Origin of the sequence: Enterococcus sp. 10F3_DIV0382, assembly GCF_002140245.1 — a bacterium.
GTDB classification, from domain to species: Bacteria; Bacillota; Bacilli; order Lactobacillales; family Enterococcaceae; genus Enterococcus_B; species Enterococcus_B lactis.
On sequence record NZ_NGMF01000001.1, the window covers coordinates 402,005 to 421,817 of the forward strand.

Sequence of the window (19,813 nt, forward strand, 5' to 3'; positions counted from 1 at the left end):
GGAAATACTATGGAAGTGTTAGTTTTTCCAAAAAATGAAGAAAAAGCGTTACAAATGGAAAAGTACATGAAAAATCTCTTTCCTTTTGCTGGAGTACCTAAGCCGGAACGCGCTCTTTTGCAACAGCCGTTATTGGATGAAAGCAAACATTTATCTGTTTCTGAAGTTTTAGCTTTTGTTCATTACTATTATGAACAAATCGAAAGAGAATATCAGTATGTGGCGATCGATTTAGTCCAAAAAAACATCAAACGGTTTACCTTTGAAGAGCTAGTTACATTGTTACCACTAGTCCAGAAAAAAGAATGGTGGGACAGCATCGATTCTTGGAGAAAAGTATACAGTACATGGTGTAAAGTCCATCCAGAGCAACGTAAAGAAGTCTTTCAGTTGTTCGAAAAAAAGGAAGATTTCTGGTTGCGTCGAATAGCAATCACGTTGCAATTAGGTTATAAACAGCAAACAGACACAGCACTATTGATTCAAGCAATAGACGAAGACCGTCAAACAAAGGAATTCTTTATCCAAAAAGCAATCGGTTGGGCATTGCGTGATTATAGTAAGACCGATGCCGCTTGGGTAAAAAGTCAGCTGACAACAGATTTGAGCAAGTTAGCTGTTCGAGAGGCAAGCAAGTATTTATAAGAAAGCGAGACGACAAGAGATGAGACGCAAATTATTTGCTTTTGATATTGATGGAACGTTGTTAGATTCAAATAAACAAGCTTTAGATAGCACGAGAGAAGCATTGGAAAAATTACGCAAAGCCGGTCATCTGGTCACGATTGCTACAGGGCGGAGTCGATTCCATGCGCAAGAAGTCATTCGAGATCTGGATTTTACGAACTACATTTTATGTAATGGAGCGGCCGGTTTTTTAGACCATGAACAGGTATATAAGAATTTACTAGATCGCGAACAGTTAGATGCATTCGTCCAGGAAGCGCATCATGAACAGATCGACACAGCTTTTGTCAGCTTAGACAATATCAAACGTTCTTCTTCCAATGATGTAACGGTGATGGAAGAGGCGATGCATTCTTTCGGCGCTGTCTTGCCTGAACTAGATCATTTTTTTGCAGAGGAACAAGAAATCTATCAAGCGTTAGCATTTTTCGATCAAACCTATGATGGAAAATTCTCTTCATATGATAAGATTCGATTTGTCCGTTGGCATGAGAACAGTGTAGATGTCGTTCCCCAAAACGGTTCTAAAGCGGCGACGATCCTACACTTAGCAGAACAAGTAGGTATCCCGCATGAAGATATTATCAGCTTTGGTGACGGACAAAATGACCGTGAAATGTTGCGTATGTCAGGAATCGGAATAGCTATGGGGAATGCTGTGCCAGAAGTACAAGCAGAAGCCAAGATGGTCACTGATACAAATGATCAAGATGGCATCTGGAAGGCATTGAAAGAGTTAAGTGTGATTTAAAAGAGGTTGTGAAAAAGCTGTCCTGCATCAAGTAATAAGCCCAGCCAAACAAAAATAGCTCCTCCTATTTTTCGTTTGGCTGGGCTTATTACCACCGCAGATGCAAGCTTTTGAACACCGTTTAAGAAAGATGGCGTTACAGAAGTGGTCAGTTTCAAGTAATAAGAAGAGATTTATGAAAATTGTTTCTCAAATTTTTGAAAAATTTCGGCTTATTTCTGAAGAAGCAGCAGATGGAACAACGTTTATTCGGGAAATGGGACTGTGACAAGATTTTTGCCACAGTCCCATTTATTTATTTTATTTTTCAAATCTAAGAAATATCAGGAAAGTGTTCCTTTTGTTTGACCTTTTCTTTCTTATTGAAAACAACTATAATATAGAGTGATGTTAAAAGAGAAGAGGAATTTAGTGTGCGGGTATTGTTTATTGGTGATGTAGTAGGTTCAATGGGACGAGAGATGATTACTGAATATCTTCCTAGGTTGAAGAAGAAGTATCGTCCGCAAGTAACGATCGTAAATGGTGAGAATGCCGCTTCTGGACGTGGAATCACAGAAAAAATCTATAAAAAATTTTTGCAAGACGGTGTAGATGTCGTGACGATGGGAAATCATACGTGGGACAACCGCGGGATTTTTGAGTTTGTAAATGAAGCCAAAAAGATGGTTCGGCCGGCAAATTTTCCGGAAGGGACGCCTGGACAAGGGATGGTCTTTGTCAAAGTGAATCAGATCGAATTGGCAGTAATCAACATGCAAGCTCGTTCTTTCATGGTGGACTTGGATGATCCTTTTCGTAAAATGAAGGAACTAGTAGAAGAAGCTAGGAAACGTACGCCAATCATTTTTGTAGATTTTCATGGAGAAACAACAAGTGAAAAACAAGCGATGGGCTGGTTTTTAGATGGGAAAGTTTCAGCAGTGGTCGGTACACATACACATGTCCAGACAAATGATGCGCGAATTTTGCCAAAAGGTACAGCGTATCTGACAGACGTTGGGATGACAGGACCCTACGATGGTATTTTGGGTATGCGCAGAGAACCTGTGATCGAAAAGTTTCTGACCGCATTACCAAAACGTTTTGAAGTTGTCGAACAAGGCCGATCGATTTTAAGCGGCTGTATCTTAGAATTGGATGATACGACAGGTCATGCAAAAGAAATCCAGCTGATTCAAATCAATGAGGATCGACCGTTCATGGAGTAGAAAGAGAGGCAGTTTTTTGCAGCAGGAGCCGGAAATTCAAAAAGAAGTAAGGAAACTGACAAAACTTTTAAGAGAAAATGAAACGATCATTCGCTACAAAGCACTTGAAGAAAAGATCCAGCAAAACCAGTATTTAGCTGAGTTGAGAGAGAAAATCAAACAAGCGCAAAAAGAAGCTGTTCATTTTGCCCACTATGACAAACCAGCAGCAGAACAAGAAGCAATCAAGCGAGCGGATCAATTCATGAAAGAATTTGATCAGCATCCGCTTGTTATAGCTTATAGAAAACAGCTGTTGGAAGCAGATGATCTGCTTCATCATTTAACAACGATGATACAAGAAGAAATCAATGGACAAATAGAGGAGGAAAAACATGCCTCAAAAAACTAAAAACACTCCTATGATGGAACAATATCTAAGCATCAAGGCACAATACCAAGATGCTTTTTTGTTCTATCGTTTAGGAGACTTTTATGAATTATTTTATGAAGATGCGATCAAGGCATCACAGCTTTTGGAATTAACGTTGACGAGCAGAAATCGAAATGCAGAAGAACCTATTCCTATGTGCGGTGTACCTCACCATGCAGCACAAGGATATATCGATACCTTGATTGAAAAAGGCTATAAAGTAGCAATTTGCGAGCAGGTAGAAGATCCAAAGACGACTAAAGGGATGGTCAAGCGCGAAGTGATTCAGCTAGTCACTCCTGGTACAGTCATGGACAGCAAAGGATTGTCGGCAAAAGACAACAATTTTTTAACAGCTGTAGTTAGTCAAGGAAATGAATTTGGCTTTGCTTATGCCGATCTAAGTACGGGAGAATTGAAGACGGCTCGGTTGCATGATGAAGAAGCTGTTTTAAATGAAGCCTCTGCATTGCAGACAAAAGAACTCGTATTAGGTAGTGAGATCACTGATACCCTTCGTGAACAGCTAAGCGAGCGTTTAGGGCTAGTCTTTTCTCAACAAAATGAAATGGAAGAAAATGCCGAATTTAGCTTTTTGACAAGTGAACTAGTCGATCCGCTGGAAAAAGAAGCAACTGGTAAACTATTGACTTATTTAGCGGTGACACAAAAGCGGAGTTTAGCTCATATCCAAAAAGCAGTAGAATACCAACCAAATCATTTTTTGAAAATGGATTATTATTCAAAATTCAACCTAGAATTAAGCCAATCTATTCGGACTGGGAAAAAGCACGGCACCCTTCTATGGTTATTAGATGAAACAAAAACAGCAATGGGTGGCCGCTTACTAAAACAATGGCTAGACCGTCCGCTTATCCAGGCAAAACAAATTAAAGCAAGACAAGAAATGGTCGCTTCTTTGCTAGACAGTTATTTTGAACGTATCGATTTGCAGTCAGCATTAACGAAAGTCTATGATCTGGAACGCCTAGCAGGTCGAGTAGCTTTCGGTAATGTCAATGGGCGAGACTTGATCCAGTTGAAAACTTCTTTAGAACAAGTGCCAATGATCAGAGGGTTGATTGAAGGAATTGATCAAGGTCAATGGCAAAGTCTGCTTTCAGAAATGCAACCGATGGACCATCTCGTCCAATTGATTGACCAAGCTATCCAAGATGATCCGCCGTTACAAATAACGGAAGGAAACATCATCAAAGATGGATTCAATGAGCAGCTCGATACGTACCGTTCTGCTATGAGAAACGGAAAGAAGTGGCTAGCAGAACTTGAAGCAAAAGAGCGTCAAGAAACAGGAATCAAGAACTTAAAAATCGGATTTAACCGCGTTTTCGGTTATTATATAGAAATCACAAAAGCAAATCTTGGGAATGCAGAACTGGAGAAGTATGAACGAAAACAAACCTTAGCAAATGCAGAGCGTTTCATCACACCAGAACTAAAAGAATTGGAGACACAAATCCTCGAAGCAGAAGAAACATCTGTTGATTTAGAATATCAGTTGTTTTTAGCTGTGAGAGAAGAAGTCAAAAAGGCTATCCAACCGCTACAAGTACTTGCAAAAGCAATCAGCGCAGTAGATGTGCTACAAAGTTTTGCAACAATCAGCGAACGCTATCAGTATGTTCGGCCAGAACTTGTCAGTGACAAGCATCAGCTTCTGATCAAAGACGGACGACATCCTGTAGTAGAAAAAGTATTAGGACATCAGGAATATATCCCTAACAGCGTAGAAATGGCAGAAGACGAAATGATTTTGCTGATCACAGGACCGAATATGTCTGGTAAAAGTACGTATATGCGCCAGTTGGCATTAACTGTTCTGATGGCGCAAATGGGCTGTTTCGTTCCGGCAAAACAAGCAGTTTTACCTATTTTTGATCGGATTTTTACCCGAATTGGTGCAAGTGACGACTTAATTGCTGGACAAAGTACTTTTATGGTAGAGATGATGGAAGCCAATCAAGCCCTACGTTATGCGACGCCAAACAGTTTAATTTTGTTTGACGAACTCGGGCGAGGAACAGCAACCTATGACGGAATGGCGTTGGCCCAAGCAATCATCGAATATATCCATCGTCATGTACAAGCAAAAACACTCTTTTCTACCCATTATCATGAACTGACGGTACTTGAAAAAGAACTTCCGCAGCTTAAAAATGTCCATGTTGGAGCTGTTGAAAAAGACGGAGAAGTTGTCTTCTTGCATAAAATGATGGATGGACCTGCGGATAGAAGCTATGGTATACATGTGGCAAAAATCGCAGGATTGCCTGCCAATCTACTTGAGCGAGCAGCAGATATCCTGCATACGCTAGAAAATGGCGATAACGGACACCATACTGTTCCAGCTGAAATAGGAGAGAAGACTAAAACAGCCAAACAGGAGCAAATAAAACCACCTGCAGAAAAAGTAAACCAAGACCCTATACAAGACAGTGTCAAAGAAGAAACCCAACAACTTTCTTTATTCGGTAAATTATCCGAAAATGAAACAGAAGTCATTGAATCACTGAAGCAAATAAATTTACTAGAAATGACGCCAATGGATGCACTAAACACATTATATGAATTACAAAAACAACTGTAGGAAGAAGGCGGATATCGATGGCCAAAATCCAAGAATTATCTGAACGTTTAGCTAATCAGATCGCTGCGGGAGAAGTAGTGGAACGACCAGCTTCTGTCGTGAAAGAATTAGTGGAAAATGCAATTGACGCCGGTAGTACTCAGATTGATATCTTAGTTGAAGAAGCGGGACTGCGGACGATCCAAGTGATTGATAACGGAGAAGGCATTTTGGCAGACGACGTAGAGAATGCCTTCAAGCGGCACGCGACAAGTAAGATCCATAATCGTGACGATCTTTTTCGCATACGAACGCTGGGCTTTCGAGGGGAAGCTTTGCCAAGTATTGCCTCTGTTTCTGAGATGATTCTGGAAACGGCGAATCAGGAAGAAAAACAAGGTACTTATCTTTTGCTCAAAGGTGGCGAGGTCATGGAGCATCGGCCAGCACCTCTGCGTCAAGGAACGAAGATTACCGTCAGCAACCTGTTCTTCAATACGCCAGCCCGCTTGAAATACGTGAAAACACTGCATACAGAATTAGCGAACATCGGGGACATCGTCAATCGTCTGGCATTAAGTCATCCAACAATTGCTTTTCGTTTAGTACATGATGGAAACAAAATGTTGGCAACTGCTGGAAATGGCGATCTGAAACAAACGATTGCGGGAATCTACGGATTATCTACCGCTAAAAAAATGTTGAAAATCGAAGGAAAAGATCTAGATTTTGAGTTATTTGGTTATGTTTCATTGCCAGAGGTGACTCGTGCCAGTCGGAATTACTTATCGACGATCATCAATGGACGTTTTATCAAGAATTTTTCCTTAAATAAAGCAATCGTTGCAGGTTATGGATCAAAATTAATGGTCGGCCGTTTTCCTATTGCTATATTGGAAATCAAGATGGACCCGCTTTTAGTCGATGTAAATGTCCATCCGACGAAGCAGGAAGTCCGGTTGTCGAAGGAAAAAGAACTAACAGAGCTAATTAGTAACGCTATTCAAAAAGCATTGTCACAAGAAAACCTGATTCCAAGTGCCGCGGATAATCTACGGTTCAAGAAAAAAGTACCAGATCAGCCTAAAACGGAACAAATCGAAATCGATTTGTCCTATGCTTTTGAAGAAGAAAAACCTAAAAAGCCAAGTAGTTTGAATTTTGACCGAGAGACAGGAACCTTTTTTGTAGAAGAACCAAAGAGCACATTTGTTGACAGATCTGTTGATAAGTCTGTGGAAAATGTTGAAAACTTTTCTGGCTTTTCTGAAGGAAACACTAGTTATCCAGAAAAAACAGCGAAAACGGTGGATAAGTTTGGTGAAAATGTTGATAACTTTGTAGAAAAAACAGTGGAAAAATCTGAAAAGAAAGAAATTCCTACTGTGGATAACACGAAAGAAACAAATAAAGAACAGATAGATATATCCTTAGAAGAGAATGAACAGATTTACGAGGAAGAATTGACACTGCATCCTGAATTTGATTTCACTCACGGAAACGACAAAACATTAGAACAAGCGATCAAGAAACTAGAAACGGAAACACCAGTTCAACGTTTTCCTCAATTGGAATATTTTGGACAGATGCACGGAACGTATCTTTTTGCCCAAAGTAGCGACGGATTGTACATCATCGATCAGCATGCTGCTCAAGAGCGTATCAAATATGAATATTTCCGGGAAAAAATTGGGGAAGTATCTGATGATCTACAAGAATTACTTGTTCCATTTGTGTTGGACTATCCAAACAGTGATGCTTTGAAACTAAAAGAGCAAAAGCATTTGCTAGAAGATGCAGGGATTTATTTAGAAGAATTTGGTCAAAACAGCTTTATTGTACGGGCCCATCCTACTTGGTATCCCAATGGTGAAGAAGAATCGATTATTCGCGAGATGATCGACATGCTATTGACGACAGGAAGTGTGAGCGTAAAAAAATTCCGTGAAGCAACAGCAATCATGATGAGCTGTAAACGATCGATCAAAGCCAACCATTATTTGAATGAAGCACAAGCACGTGTGCTGCTGAAAGATTTAGCACAATGCGAAAATCCATTCAATTGCCCCCATGGCCGCCCAGTATTGATTCACTTTACCAACTCGGATATGGAAAGAATGTTCAAACGGATCCAAGATCCGCATTAAGTCAGAGAGAAGAGGGAAACATGAAGATTATACTAGCGTCCCAATCACCAAGAAGAAAAGAGTTATTGGCTCACATCGTTTCAGAATTCGAGATCGAACCTGCTGATATTGATGAAACGCCATTTCCAGACGAACTGCCAGTCGATTATGTACGCAGAATGGCTGAAGAAAAAGCACGAACTGTTTGGGAACAAAAAGAAAAGAAAGACAGCTTAGTGATTGCTAGCGACACGACTGTTGTTCTCAACCAGGAGATCATGGGTAAACCAGAAGATATGGCTGAGGCTGAAGTCATGTTGAAAAAATTAAGCGGGGAAACACATACTGTATACACAGCAGTTGTTTTAAAAACAAAGGAGCGAGAAGAACGAATACTAGCAGAAGCACATGTCACTTTTTATCCACTGACAGATGAAGAAATCAATCGTTACTTGGAGACGGGAGACTATGCGGATAAAGCAGGGGCATACGGCATCCAAAATGCTGCCAGTGTATTCGTCAAAGAAATTTCTGGAGATTACTACAGTATCGTAGGGTTTCCGATTGGTGCTGTCAATCAGGCACTGAAAACATTCAATTAAACAAAAAAAGCGGACTATCTGATTTTCGATTGAAATCCATGATAGCCCGTCTTTTTTATTGAAAAGATTACTTATCTACTCTGACTAAGATTTTACTTCAGCGTTACCGACTGCTTCGCCTGGGCGAACAAGTCCTGATTGGTCAAGGGATAGACCAGCAACTTTTTCGTTATTAGTTAAAGCAACAATAATGTCAGTTTTCTTACCAGCTTGTTCTATTTCTGGCAATTCCATTTCAGCAATCAGAGTTTCTGGTGTGACAAGATCTCCTTCTTTCACGAATACAGTGAAAGGAACGCCTTTTAGTTCAACGGTATCTAATCCCATGTGAACGAGTACTTCCAGCCCCTCATCAGAAAGAATACCAATGGCATGTTTTGTTTCAAAAACACTCGTCACTTTACCATTTACTGGTGCATAGACTTTGCCATTTGACGGTTCGACAGCATAACCGTCACCCATCATTTTTTGTGAGAAAACTGGGTCATTTACTTCAGTAATTTCCTTGATGTTCCCAGCAGCCACTGCGAATAATGTTTCTTTTGTTGCAACTGCCGTACCAGTTGCTGAAACAGGTTCAAAAGACTGTGGCATTGCTGTTGCACCATTCGCTGTTTGAAGCTGTACATCAGCAGCATTTTCAGGAACAGCAGGATCAATCTTATTCAAGATTCCCTGGCGTCTAAAGACGATCGTCAAGCCAAATGGAATGATGATAGCGATGATCATTGCGATGATGAAAGGTACCCATGTTTCTGCTTGGATAGCTAGTATTCCTGGTAACCCACCTACTCCGATCGCGTTTGCTCGAACATCCATCAAGTTGGCAAACATGCCAGCTAATCCAGAACCGACCATTGCTGCGACGAAAGGATAGACGTATTTCAAATTGATCCCGAACATAGCAGGTTCAGTTACGCCTAAGTAACAAGAAATCATTGCTGGAATCGAGATTTGTTCTTCTTTTTTGTTTCCACGATGCAAGAAGACGATGGCTAAGACTGCAGAGCCTTGGGCGATATTTGATAAAGCAATCATCGGCCATAAATTCGTTGATCCGAAATCTGCAATCAGCTGCATATCAATCGCATTGGTCATATGGTGGAGACCAGTAATTACTAAAGGTGCATACAGGAACCCGAATACAGCACTAAACAACCAGCTGATAGAAGACGTCAACCCGGTATTTACGATAGTTGAAATCCAGCTTCCGACTGTCCAACCGATAGGACCTAAAATAACGTGAGCAGCTAAAACAGTTGGTAACAATGAAAACAATGGAACAAAGATCATTGAAATCGACTGAGGGATATATTTGCGGAAGAAGATCTCTAGATACGCTAACATAAACCCTGCCAGCATAGCTGGAATAACTTGTGCTTGATAACCGATCATTTGGACTTGAGCAAAACCAAAATCCCAAAATGGAATATCTGCTGCAGCTGTGGAAGCTACACTATAAGCATTTAATAATTGCGGAGAAACTAATGTAATTCCTAAAACGATTCCTAATATTTGTGTAGTACCCATCTTTTTCGCAATACTCCAAGTGATACCTACTGGAAGAAAATGGAAAATTGCTTCACCTGGCAGCCATAAAAAGGCATTGACGCCATTCCAAAATTGCGAGTGTTCAACGATCGTTCCACCAAGACTTTCAAACTGGATACCCTCAAGTACATTTCTGAAACCAAGGATCAATCCGCCGACGATAATTGCAGGAATCAGTGGTGTAAAGATTTCTGCCAAGACGGCAATGGCGCGTTGTACGGGATGAAGGTTTTGTTTTGCTGCTGCTTTTCCTTGTTCTTTAGAAACCCCTTCAACTCCGGATACTGCAACGAAGTCGTTATAAAAAGTAGAAACATCATTTCCTATGATGACTTGGAACTGCCCAGCATTCGTGAACATCCCTTTCACGCTAGGAATATCTTCGATTGCTTTTTGATCTGCTTTTCCAAGATCATTTAGGACAAAACGCATACGAGTTGCACAATGACTAACTGCAGCAATATTTTCTTTTCCGCCGATATCATGTAGCAGTTTCTCGGCATCTGCTTGATACTTTGCCATATCAATAAACCCCTTTCTTTTAACTTGTCTATGCAAGTTGCTTCTTTGTTTACTATACTTTTTTTCGGGAAGAATTGCAAGCGTTTTATTCAAAAACGTCCAGAAAAATGATATCGTTTTAAAAAGCATAAAATAAGCTTTTCTTAAAAAGAGGAACATTGAAATACAAAAAGAGCTGTAGTATAGTGAAGAAATGATGGAAGAACGAGTGAGGGAAAAAACATGAACAAGTTCAATGAAATTTTTTTAGATTTGGAACAGAAAATTTTAGCGAAAGAATATCCTCCGCATTCGCTTTTGCCTAGTGAGAACCAATTGATCAAAATCTACGGTGTTTCACGAGAAACAATTAGAAAAGCACTGAATCTTTTGACGACGGAAGGATATATTCAAAAAAAACAAGGAAAAGGATCGATCGTACTAGATCGAAACCGCTTTGATTTTCCTATTTCTGGGCTGACAAGCTATAAAGAGCTACAGGAAACCCAACGTATTCCAAGTGAAACGATCGTTCATACGTTAGAAGAAACAGAAGTAACAAAATCACTGAATGAGATTACTGGCTGGGAGATTGGTGCACCTGTCTGGCATTTGATACGCGAAAGAAAAATCGATGGTGAAGTGGTTATATTAGATACTGATTATCTATTAAAGGAGATTGTTCCTCATTTAACCCCAGTACAAGCACAAGGGTCGATCTATGAATATTTTGAAAATGAGCTTTCTTTAACGATTGCTTACGCACAAAAGGAAATCACAGTAGAAGAAGTAACAGATATCATGAAAACAACGATGGATCTTCACGATGACACTTACGCAGTAGTCGTCAGAAGTCTTGTTCATTTGGAAGATACCCGCTGTTTTGAGTATTCTGAGTCGGTACACCGATTAGATAAATTCCGTTTCGTTGAGTTTGCCCGGCGCCGAAAAGTGTAAATGATTCGAAAGAAAGCAAATTGTTGGCATCTGTCTGCTTTGGCGCTATGATAGGAACACAAAGGGGGCATTTTTAATGGATAAACCAACAAGACCAGAAAAAGAAGAACTGAAAGAAAAATTATCACCGATGGCTTATGCAGTCACACAAGAAAATGCAACAGAACGTCCATTTACCGGAAAATACGATGATTTTTACGAAAAAGGGATCTACGTCGATATCGTCAGCGGCGAACCGTTATTTAGCTCTGCGGAAAAATATGACGCTGGTTGTGGCTGGCCATCATTCAGCAAACCAATAGCGAAAAGACAAGTACGTGAAAAAGCCGATTTTTCTCATGGCATGCATCGAATAGAAGTCCGAAGCAAAGAAGCAAACTCTCATCTCGGACATGTATTTACCGATGGCCCAGTAGATAAAGGCGGTCTGCGTTACTGCATCAATTCTGCCTCACTAAAATTCATTCCCTATGAAAAGATGGATGAACTCGGTTATGGCGAATACAAATCACTGGTAGAATAATGAAAATACAAAAAGAGCGGTACAATACGGGGATTCACTCGATCGTCCGCTCTTTTTTATTCAAGCGATTGCTATTTGAAAGAAACGCTCCCCAGACTCCTTTTTTCACAAGGTGAAATGTGCTACAATAAAGGGAACGTATGTGTGCAAAAGAAAGAGGACTAGAATATGTATGAATATCTGACAGGTGTGGTTACCTTTATCAACCCCTATTACATAGTAGTAGAAACCAATGGTATCGGCTACCAGATCGCACTAGGAAATCCTTACCGCTACAGCAGCAAACTAAATCAAAAAATAAAAATTTATGTCCATCAGGTGATCCGCGAAGATGCACATCTTTTGTATGGATTTGATTCTTTAGAAGAAAAACAACTGTTTTTGCGATTAGTCAGTGTTTCAGGAATCGGTCCAAAAAGTGCTCTTGCGATCATGGCAAGTGAAGACCACTCCGGTTTGATCCAAGCAGTGGAATCCAGTGATGTCACTTATTTGACAAAATTTCCAGGGGTAGGGAAGAAGACGGCGCAACAAATGATCTTGGATCTAAAAGGAAAATTTGGTGAGCTGAGTATCGATACGCCCTTCAGTCTATTCGATGAAGCAACTACAAAAGACGCTACCGCTCTATCTGAAGCAATGGAGGCTCTCTCAGCTCTTGGTTACAGTGATAGAGAAATCAAACGTGTAGAAAAACAATTAAAAGAAGTCGATAATCAGACAACGGATGAGTATTTACGCCAAGCACTCAAGCTGATGATGAAAAAATAAGGAGGAGACCAAATGACAGATGAATACTTGTTATCACCAGAAACTGGCGAAAATGAACTGAGTTTGGAAAAATCTCTTCGTCCGCAGTTGCTTTCTCAGTATATCGGGCAGAGAAAAGTCAAACAAGAGCTTCAGATCTACATCGAAGCTGCCAGAAATCGGGAAGAACCATTAGATCATGTTCTGTTGTATGGGCCTCCTGGATTAGGGAAAACGACGATGGCTATGGTCATTGCTAATGAGATGAACGTGAACATTCGTACGACAAGCGGCCCCGCTATCGAACGTCCGGGTGATTTAGTAGCGATCTTAAATGAACTGGAAGCAGGGGATGTCCTATTTATCGATGAGATCCATCGATTGCCTAGAGTAGTAGAAGAGATGCTTTATTCGGCCATGGAAGATTTTTATGTAGACATCATGGTAGGACAAGGACCAACCGCACATCCGGTCCATTTTCCTCTTCCTCCCTTTACTTTGATTGGGGCGACGACGCGAGCAGGTATGCTTTCTGCACCTTTACGCGATCGATTTGGCATCATTTCACATATGGAATATTATGACGAACAGGATCTGCAGGAGATCGTTTTACGTTCTTCGGATATTTTTCAAACAGAGATCATTCAAGAAGGGGCATTGGAAATTGCTCGCCGATCGCGAGGAACGCCTAGAATCGCGAATCGCTTACTCAAACGGGTTCGTGATTTTGCGCAAGTTCAAGGAGACGGGAAAATCGATCGTCCTATAGCAGATCAGGCTCTTACTTTGCTACAAGTCGATCAAGCTGGTTTGGATTATGTTGACCAGAAATTGTTACGGACGATGATCGAATTATATGGCGGCGGACCCGTAGGATTAAGCACGCTTTCCGTAAATATAGGAGAAGAACGAGAAACAGTCGAAGATATGTATGAACCGTACTTGATCCAAAAAGGATTTTTAAAGCGTACACCTAGAGGGCGAATGGCTACGGCTTATGCTTATGAACATTTCGGATACGACTATCATATGTGATTTTTGCTTTTAGATTGGAGGAAAATGAATGAGTGATACAACACGTACGAAACAATTGATCAAAAACGTATTGATTGATTTGTGCCAAACACAATCTTTTCGAAAAATCAGCGTCCAAAAAATCGCAAATGAAGCAAAAATCAATCGTCAAACATTTTATTATCATTTTACAGATAAATACGATTTGCTTCGTTGGGTCTATTGTGAGGATGCCTTGCATTATTTAGACCCGCAATGTCTTACTCTTGATAATTGGGAAGAGCAAGCATTGAAAATGCTGAAAGCAATTGCTGAAAAGAAAGAGTTTTACGCAAATACTGTGCTTTCTGACCAAGAAATTTTACAAAAAGAATTCTCTCAACTAATCCAAAAATCTTTTATCAAGATTTTTGAGCAAATGGATGAAGAAAGACAGCTTTCTGCAAAAGATAAACTATTTTATGCTCGTTTTTTTTCTTACGGTTGCAGCGGCGTGTTAGTCAATTGGATCACGAATGAATATGAAGAAACACCGATGGAAATCGCTATGCAGCTTTTCCGTTTAGCTAAGGATACGGAGTTATACTCTTATCGTCTTTATGCAAAAGAAGAGTTGGAAGAACAGTAATAGAAATAATCTTTCGTTGAAAAAGCCATGATCGTTAAAAGGAGATGGGAAAATGACAAAAATTTTATTTGTTTGTTTGGGAAATATTTGCCGTTCACCAATGGCAGAAGGCTTGTTGAAGAAACGAGTAGCATCAGAAGGAAAGGAAGCAGAGTTTTTTGTGGATTCTGCTGCTACAAGTACGTATGAAGTTGGAAAGACACCGCACCCTGGAACGAAAAAAATATTAAACCAAGAAAATGTAGATATGACGAATATGGTTGCTCGTCAAATCACACCCCACGATTTTGAAACTTTTGATTGGATCATTGGCATGGATCAAGAAAATGTAGAAGAACTGAAAAGAAGAGCACCACGCTCAGCACAGGAAAAAATCCATTTGTTTTTAAGTAGCATCCCTGGAAAAGAAAAAGAAAATGTTCCCGATCCATACTATACCAATAACTTTGATGAGACATATCAATTGATCACAGAAGGGTTAGATCATTGGTGGAACATTTGGATGGATGAAAATAAAATAACAAACAGTTTATAAGATTAGCGCTTTCTTTTTTTAGAGACGTTAGAGCATTTCCTTGTTTTTTTGTAAAATGTTAGGTAAAATAAGATTAATTAAGTAACACTTTCTTAGCTAAAGGAGGAGTGCATTCGATGAACGAAGAGACAGTATCACCAATGAAGAAGCTTACGAAGTTAGTTACTCATACCTCGTATCAACTTTTTGATTCTTTTGTAAATGACACTGAAGAACATGCTAAGAATGTACGATTGCAAGGAAAGTTTATTCTTGAGCTGCAAAAAGCTGCGACTGAACATAGTTTAGTTATCTTACAAGTAAGAGCGAATCGTTTGAGTAGCAAGTATGAAACGATCTCAGGTTGGGTGGCGACAAAAACGGTCGAAAAAAACCGAGTAATGATCCGCCTACAAAACGAAGAGCAGCAGATCCGCATGGTTCCCGTAGAACAAATGGAAAAAATAACAATTCTTTCGCCAGCAGGAGAACAGGAACGGTTATCAAAATAATTTATACCAGATAGAAAAGCACGTATGAGCTTGTACCATCAATCATTACTAATCAAAAATAACCGAATGCTTTAAGCGGATATCGATAAAACGAAACGTTTTACGATGAGTATCACAGCATGACAGCATTCGGTTGATTAGTTGAATCGATTGTATGGGACAAGTTTTTTTGATAAAAAAAGGTCCTGCTAGCCGGGGAGCTAGCAGGATAAGGAGTTAAAAATGAAAAAGTGTTGTTAGGGTTGTTTGTTGGTATGCTTATATAATAGTCATTAGTTGTGAATATTTTGTGACGAAAGTTTTCGAAAGTTGTTAAGTTTTTTTGCGAAATTTATTTTTATATCATGTATTTGTCTAAAATTTTATACTATAAAAAGATACGTTGTGCAATCAGCTACCCTTTGGTATTAGTGCAAAAAACGGTAAAATAGCTCCTTATATTTTGCTGTTTTGCTTTTCTAATACTTAAGCCAAGGCGCTGATTTCACAACCTTTTTTTACAAATCAAGCGATTCCCATGAGTCAAGAACTATCTTTTCTTCAAAAAGAAATAATAGGAATAGAAGCCTTGATAGTTGCGATAAAATAAAAATGGATAGATAAAATTCGAGAGAAACATGTATTGACGTAGCAGATGAAAGGGTCAGATTTGTTAGTGTATCAGGAGTGCCGTTAGAAGAACAAAAGGAGAGAGAAGATGGAATTATTAGAAAAAGAAACTGTTAGTTTATACTTAAGACATGATTGGACTCCATTCCATTATGTTTTTTTAAAAGAGGAAAAGTATAGTGGGATAAACAGTCATCAGGAAGCAGTTTTAGAATTTCTTAATTGCTCAAACAGGTTTCGAGAGTGTCTGCGTCTGATGTGGAGTGATAGAAATCCTATGAAAATAGATCATGAAGCATATGCTCGTAAATTTCATGAGCTTAACGAAGAAAAAATCAACTATACGGATATCCGATTTTTTGACAAGATGAAAGAGTACCCTATTTATGTGAATAAAGAAATGATGAAGGCGAAAAGAGTCACCCCTAAAGCATTATGGGCTGAGGATGGTATCTATCGGACTTCTTTTCTTAATGCACCTCAAGGAGCGGCAGGAACGGAAGAAGAATTTAACCAGTTGAATGATCGTCTTTTCCCAGATAAAGATCATCTGCACATTTACCTTTGGAATAATGAATTTACGAATTATTATAATAATGGTCGTTATTGGGATGGCGCTTATGTGTGGTCAGTGTATGACGAAAAAAGAAAGCGATTTACTGTTTTCGATGCTACACTGGTATTGGATTGAATTACTTCATATAAATTTTTGAATTACCATGTGATTTCTTTCGTCAGTGTAATTTTCAAATAACTGTTCAATCGTTAGCTCATTTTCTAAATTTACTACGAGTATTGTGCCCTGATTAATTTGATTTATTAATAAAATTTAGTTAATAGAGTGATAGAAAAAAGCTTCTTACAAACCGATTTCTCCCTTAAATCCTCATTATACAATGATTCTTTCTAATCGACTTGAGGAACTATATCCATTGGAATAGAATAAACTACATCAAATATACTGATAAATTTTCTTGATAGAAATATATTAGTGATGTTAGTATCATATCTTAAACATCTTTTCGTAAAGACAGAAATAAATTAAACTTATCTACGAGAAGATGTTGTAAACGGCCAAGTTAAAATGTAGAAAAGGGGGTGCGGACGTTTTCTTGCACCTTTATTCTATAAAATACCTAACTGTTTACGATAATCTATCGAGCTAAGTCCAACCAGCGAGCATTTGATTTGTTTCTGATTGTACCAAAGAATATACTCGTCTAACTCAGCGATGAATTGATCAATAGAGACCAATTTCCAATCATGACCATAAAAAAATTCATTTTTAAGACGACCCAAAAATCCTTCACAGGCTGAATTGTCTGGAGAATATTCTTTCTTTGACATTGAACGAATTAAATTGCCTTGTTTCATTCGTTCAATCCATCCTGGCCAGCGATAATGTGCTGCCCCACGATCAGAATGAACAATAGGAGAGTTCCCTGGACTCAAAGTAGCCACGGCGTTGTCTAACATAGAATTGACCATTTCAGCATTCGGTTTTGTACTTATAGTCCAACTGATAACCGCACCGTCAAAACAGTCGATTATAGGTGACAGATACACTTTTCCTGAAGGAATGTATTGTTTATTTTTCTCTGTAGATAATTTATTTCTAGCTAAGTAATATAATGAATAAAAAATAGAGATCAAAAACTTAAAAGTTTTTGACCCAATAAATTTTTCAAGCGACTCTATCTTGCACAGTCTAATTGACCTTTAATACAGTCTATATTTGTAGAGAATCAAAAAGCCCAACAAGGCATGCTCCGTTGACCTTTAAAAAAGTAACTTTCTGACCTAATTAATTGTGCTACTAAAAGAGCTGTGAAATGAGAAATAAAAAAGGGGGCAAAAACTTTTAAGTTTCTGACCCTTTTGATTTATTTCTTTTACTTACTTCTTAAAACTATCTAAAATCATTTTTTTTACTTAGATGTCGCTCATTTAATGTGAACCCAATAACAGCAACTAATAGCGCTATAACTGAAAGTATAACATCGTAAGAAGTTATATCATGAAATCTAAGTATAGGTGAAACTAATGTAACAAGACTGCACAAAAATATTCGTTCGCTCCTATGAGATTGCGGATCATACGTCATACTTTTCCATGTTACATTTACGATATTTTTGCGTAGCAAATATGTCCACAAAACAATCACTAATAGGATAGTTACGACAATTAGAATCCACGCAATCAAACCATAATACTTAATTTGCTGTATTAGAGAAGATGCTATTACCAAAAGAACATATAGTCCAATCAACCCTATATATCTCTTTTTCTTATTATTAGCCATCGCTAAACACCCTCTCTTTAAATGCACCGATTAATTAGGAAGCTTTCCAAGTTACATGATCTAAATACATATAAATTGCACCACCTGAAGGATGCGCCTGAACAGCTGTAATGGATTCTTTACAACGACTTCTAAAGCCATTGAAGCCAAGTCCTACAAAACCGCCAACAATACTACCAGGTATTCCACCTAGAGCGCTTGAAAAGATTGCTATTGCATCTCCAATTGCTCCCATTCCATAAGTTTTATTAAACATTGCAATTAAATTTTTACCATCTGCTGTTGATGTATATCTTATTTTAACACCAATATAGATAATTGACGAAGTATATCGAAGATTAGGACTGTTTGGATCAAGAATATGTTCATTTCCATTCTCGTCAATTCCTATAATTTCAAAATTTTGAAAATCATTTTGATCTAAAATAGAAGATGCTCCCAATGTTTGGTTCAATGTTACCGGTAATGTAGTTGAATTTGTAGTCGTAGCAGTGGATGTTGGAACCTCTGCCGCTGAAGCAGTTACAGTTGGAACAACTGTCGATCCAATAATAGAAACACCCAGTGTAGCAACAACAATTTTCGACACAGTTTTTAACATAAGTACACCTCTTCATTATATAATTTTTAACTAAATCTCAGGACTAGAAATTTCTTTTTCATTCCTCTTTTCACCTCAGTATTATCCTAAAAAATAGTATTTGATAAAGAATAAATATTTAATAAAATAGAACACAAGCTCAGAAAACAACCTAGTTTTTTAACAGATTATCTTTGCTTCTGATAAATTGTCGTTTAACCTATGTCTATTTAACTATCTCTTTTAACTCGTCAGGCATATCAGGTTCATAAGTCGCTAAAAAACAGCAATTTTGAATTGAATGACTGAAAATACTTAGTGCTAGAGTTGCTAAACATCCTAAAAGAACTCTATTCAACTTTAAAACTTTTACCAACACGATACCTCCTCTTTAATTCATTAAGTAATACCAATAAGTTACTGATAAAAACTCCCCAAACCATGAATACCGTTAGGTCTGTAAAAGGTGATAAAACACAAAGAATTAGAATATTGATAGTTGTTAAGAGAGGTTTTATGCGACTGTGATTTCCTACATCCTTACCAACGTATTTAGTATATGAAGGAGCAAACCGCCATGTCACAGCGATGAAAGTAATCGACACAATAACCAACCCCAATAAAGAGAACCTAAAATTCATCCAGTTTAAAAGAACAGCTGAGATAGGGAAACTAAAAATCCCAAAGAGAGTACATATCAAGCTGTTTTCAAAATGAAATCCATAGTTATTATGTCTCAAAATGCAAAAAGTAACATGAGATAAAAGCGTTTCCAAAAACACCCCGAAAATAATAGCACTTAGATATATGGCGAGCGCTTTAGATAAATTAACAATTAGAATTGTCAATCCATAATTAATTTTGAGAGAATCTTCTCTAGAGAATTCAAAATAGTTTACCATTTTTTTAAAAGCAAATCAGATAATCTCTCTTCGATACTATTTCCCATTGGATTGCTCCTCTCTTACAAAAACAATGATAATACAGAAATTGAAT

Annotated in this window: 19 protein-coding genes and 1 pseudogene; 15 read left to right on the forward strand and 5 right to left on the reverse strand. The window is 38.4% G+C overall.

The features are described from left to right. Nucleotides 1-9: 9 nt before the first annotated feature. The 7 genes from A5849_RS02025 (at nucleotide 10) to A5849_RS02060 (ending at nucleotide 8,376) form a co-directional block, all read left to right on the forward strand. Entirely contained in the window at nucleotides 10-645 is a 636-nt protein-coding gene (locus tag A5849_RS02025) for a DNA alkylation repair protein (RefSeq protein WP_002345480.1), read from the forward strand. A gap of 19 nt (nucleotides 646-664) precedes the next feature. Then, nucleotides 665-1,438, forward strand: coding sequence for a Cof-type HAD-IIB family hydrolase (locus A5849_RS02030; RefSeq protein ID WP_002345479.1), 774 nt, complete (start codon nucleotides 665-667; stop codon nucleotides 1,436-1,438). 413 nt (nucleotides 1,439-1,851) lie between these two features. Continuing rightward, nucleotides 1,852-2,649, forward strand: coding sequence for a TIGR00282 family metallophosphoesterase (locus tag A5849_RS02040; RefSeq protein WP_002290518.1), 798 nt, complete (start codon nucleotides 1,852-1,854; stop codon nucleotides 2,647-2,649). After that, nucleotides 2,624-3,040, forward strand: a complete 417-nt coding sequence (locus A5849_RS02045) for a YlbF family regulator (RefSeq protein WP_002348044.1) — start codon at nucleotides 2,624-2,626, stop codon at nucleotides 3,038-3,040. Before A5849_RS02040 ends, A5849_RS02045 begins: the two co-directional genes overlap by 26 nt. After that, the gene (gene mutS, locus A5849_RS02050; protein WP_086309923.1) at nucleotides 3,024-5,669 is read left to right on the forward strand and encodes a DNA mismatch repair protein MutS; all 2,646 of its coding nucleotides are present in this window, start codon (nucleotides 3,024-3,026) and stop codon (nucleotides 5,667-5,669) included. Before A5849_RS02045 ends, mutS begins: the two co-directional genes overlap by 17 nt. Nucleotides 5,670-5,686: 17 nt before the next feature. Further along, nucleotides 5,687-7,795 (forward strand): DNA mismatch repair endonuclease MutL, encoded by a 2,109-nt coding sequence (gene mutL / locus A5849_RS02055; RefSeq protein ID WP_002309791.1) that lies wholly within the window; start codon nucleotides 5,687-5,689, stop codon nucleotides 7,793-7,795. 20 nt (nucleotides 7,796-7,815) lie between these two features. Further along, entirely contained in the window at nucleotides 7,816-8,376 is a 561-nt protein-coding gene (locus tag A5849_RS02060; protein WP_002290524.1) for a nucleoside triphosphate pyrophosphatase, read from the forward strand. Between the two features lie 84 nt (nucleotides 8,377-8,460). Here the strand turns inward: A5849_RS02060 and treP are convergent, their stop codons facing one another. After that, nucleotides 8,461-10,449: a PTS system trehalose-specific EIIBC component gene (gene treP, locus A5849_RS02065; protein WP_002329741.1), complete on the reverse strand. Its 1,989-nt coding sequence runs from the start codon at nucleotides 10,447-10,449 to the stop codon at nucleotides 8,461-8,463. A 222-nt stretch (nucleotides 10,450-10,671) separates the two neighbouring features. Here treP and treR point away from each other — a divergent pair, with 222 nt between their 5' ends. From treR to A5849_RS02105, 8 genes are all read left to right on the forward strand, one after another. Then, nucleotides 10,672-11,385: a trehalose operon repressor gene (treR, locus tag A5849_RS02070; protein ID WP_002309789.1), complete on the forward strand. Its 714-nt coding sequence runs from the start codon at nucleotides 10,672-10,674 to the stop codon at nucleotides 11,383-11,385. Nucleotides 11,386-11,461: 76 nt separating this feature from the next. Continuing rightward, a complete protein-coding gene (gene msrB / locus A5849_RS02075) occupies nucleotides 11,462-11,908 on the forward strand; it encodes a peptide-methionine (R)-S-oxide reductase MsrB (protein ID WP_002309788.1) in 447 nt (148 codons plus the stop codon). Nucleotides 11,909-12,076: 168 nt separating this feature from the next. After that, entirely contained in the window at nucleotides 12,077-12,679 is a 603-nt protein-coding gene (ruvA, locus tag A5849_RS02080) for a Holliday junction branch migration protein RuvA (protein ID WP_002309787.1), read from the forward strand. 12 nt (nucleotides 12,680-12,691) lie between these two features. Beyond that, nucleotides 12,692-13,693 (forward strand): Holliday junction branch migration DNA helicase RuvB, encoded by a 1,002-nt coding sequence (ruvB, locus tag A5849_RS02085; RefSeq protein WP_002345477.1) that lies wholly within the window; start codon nucleotides 12,692-12,694, stop codon nucleotides 13,691-13,693. Between the two features lie 28 nt (nucleotides 13,694-13,721). After that, nucleotides 13,722-14,300, forward strand: coding sequence for a TetR/AcrR family transcriptional regulator (locus A5849_RS02090; protein ID WP_002290530.1), 579 nt, complete (start codon nucleotides 13,722-13,724; stop codon nucleotides 14,298-14,300). A 52-nt stretch (nucleotides 14,301-14,352) separates the two neighbouring features. Then, entirely contained in the window at nucleotides 14,353-14,835 is a 483-nt protein-coding gene (locus A5849_RS02095; RefSeq protein ID WP_002345476.1) for a low molecular weight protein-tyrosine-phosphatase, read from the forward strand. 116 nt (nucleotides 14,836-14,951) lie between these two features. Continuing rightward, nucleotides 14,952-15,326, forward strand: a complete 375-nt coding sequence (locus tag A5849_RS02100; RefSeq protein ID WP_002345475.1) for a hypothetical protein — start codon at nucleotides 14,952-14,954, stop codon at nucleotides 15,324-15,326. A gap of 697 nt (nucleotides 15,327-16,023) precedes the next feature. Beyond that, nucleotides 16,024-16,626, forward strand: a complete 603-nt coding sequence (locus A5849_RS02105) for a hypothetical protein (protein WP_002313962.1) — start codon at nucleotides 16,024-16,026, stop codon at nucleotides 16,624-16,626. Between the two features lie 434 nt (nucleotides 16,627-17,060). Here the strand turns inward: A5849_RS02105 and A5849_RS02110 are convergent. From A5849_RS02110 to A5849_RS02130, 4 genes and pseudogenes are all read right to left on the reverse strand, one after another. Further along, nucleotides 17,061-17,516 (reverse strand): annotated as a pseudogene (locus A5849_RS02110) (transposase); the annotation flags it as partial. Nucleotides 17,517-18,271: 755 nt separating this feature from the next. After that, nucleotides 18,272-18,838, reverse strand: coding sequence for a hypothetical protein (locus A5849_RS02120; protein WP_002309782.1), 567 nt, complete (start codon nucleotides 18,836-18,838; stop codon nucleotides 18,272-18,274). 205 nt (nucleotides 18,839-19,043) lie between these two features. Beyond that, nucleotides 19,044-19,196 (reverse strand): cyclic lactone autoinducer peptide, encoded by a 153-nt coding sequence (locus A5849_RS02125; RefSeq protein ID WP_002335130.1) that lies wholly within the window; start codon nucleotides 19,194-19,196, stop codon nucleotides 19,044-19,046. Continuing rightward, nucleotides 19,168-19,719 (reverse strand): accessory gene regulator B family protein, encoded by a 552-nt coding sequence (locus A5849_RS02130; protein WP_229508151.1) that lies wholly within the window; start codon nucleotides 19,717-19,719, stop codon nucleotides 19,168-19,170. Before A5849_RS02130 ends, A5849_RS02125 begins: the two co-directional genes overlap by 29 nt. Between the last annotated feature and the right edge of the window lie 94 nt (nucleotides 19,720-19,813).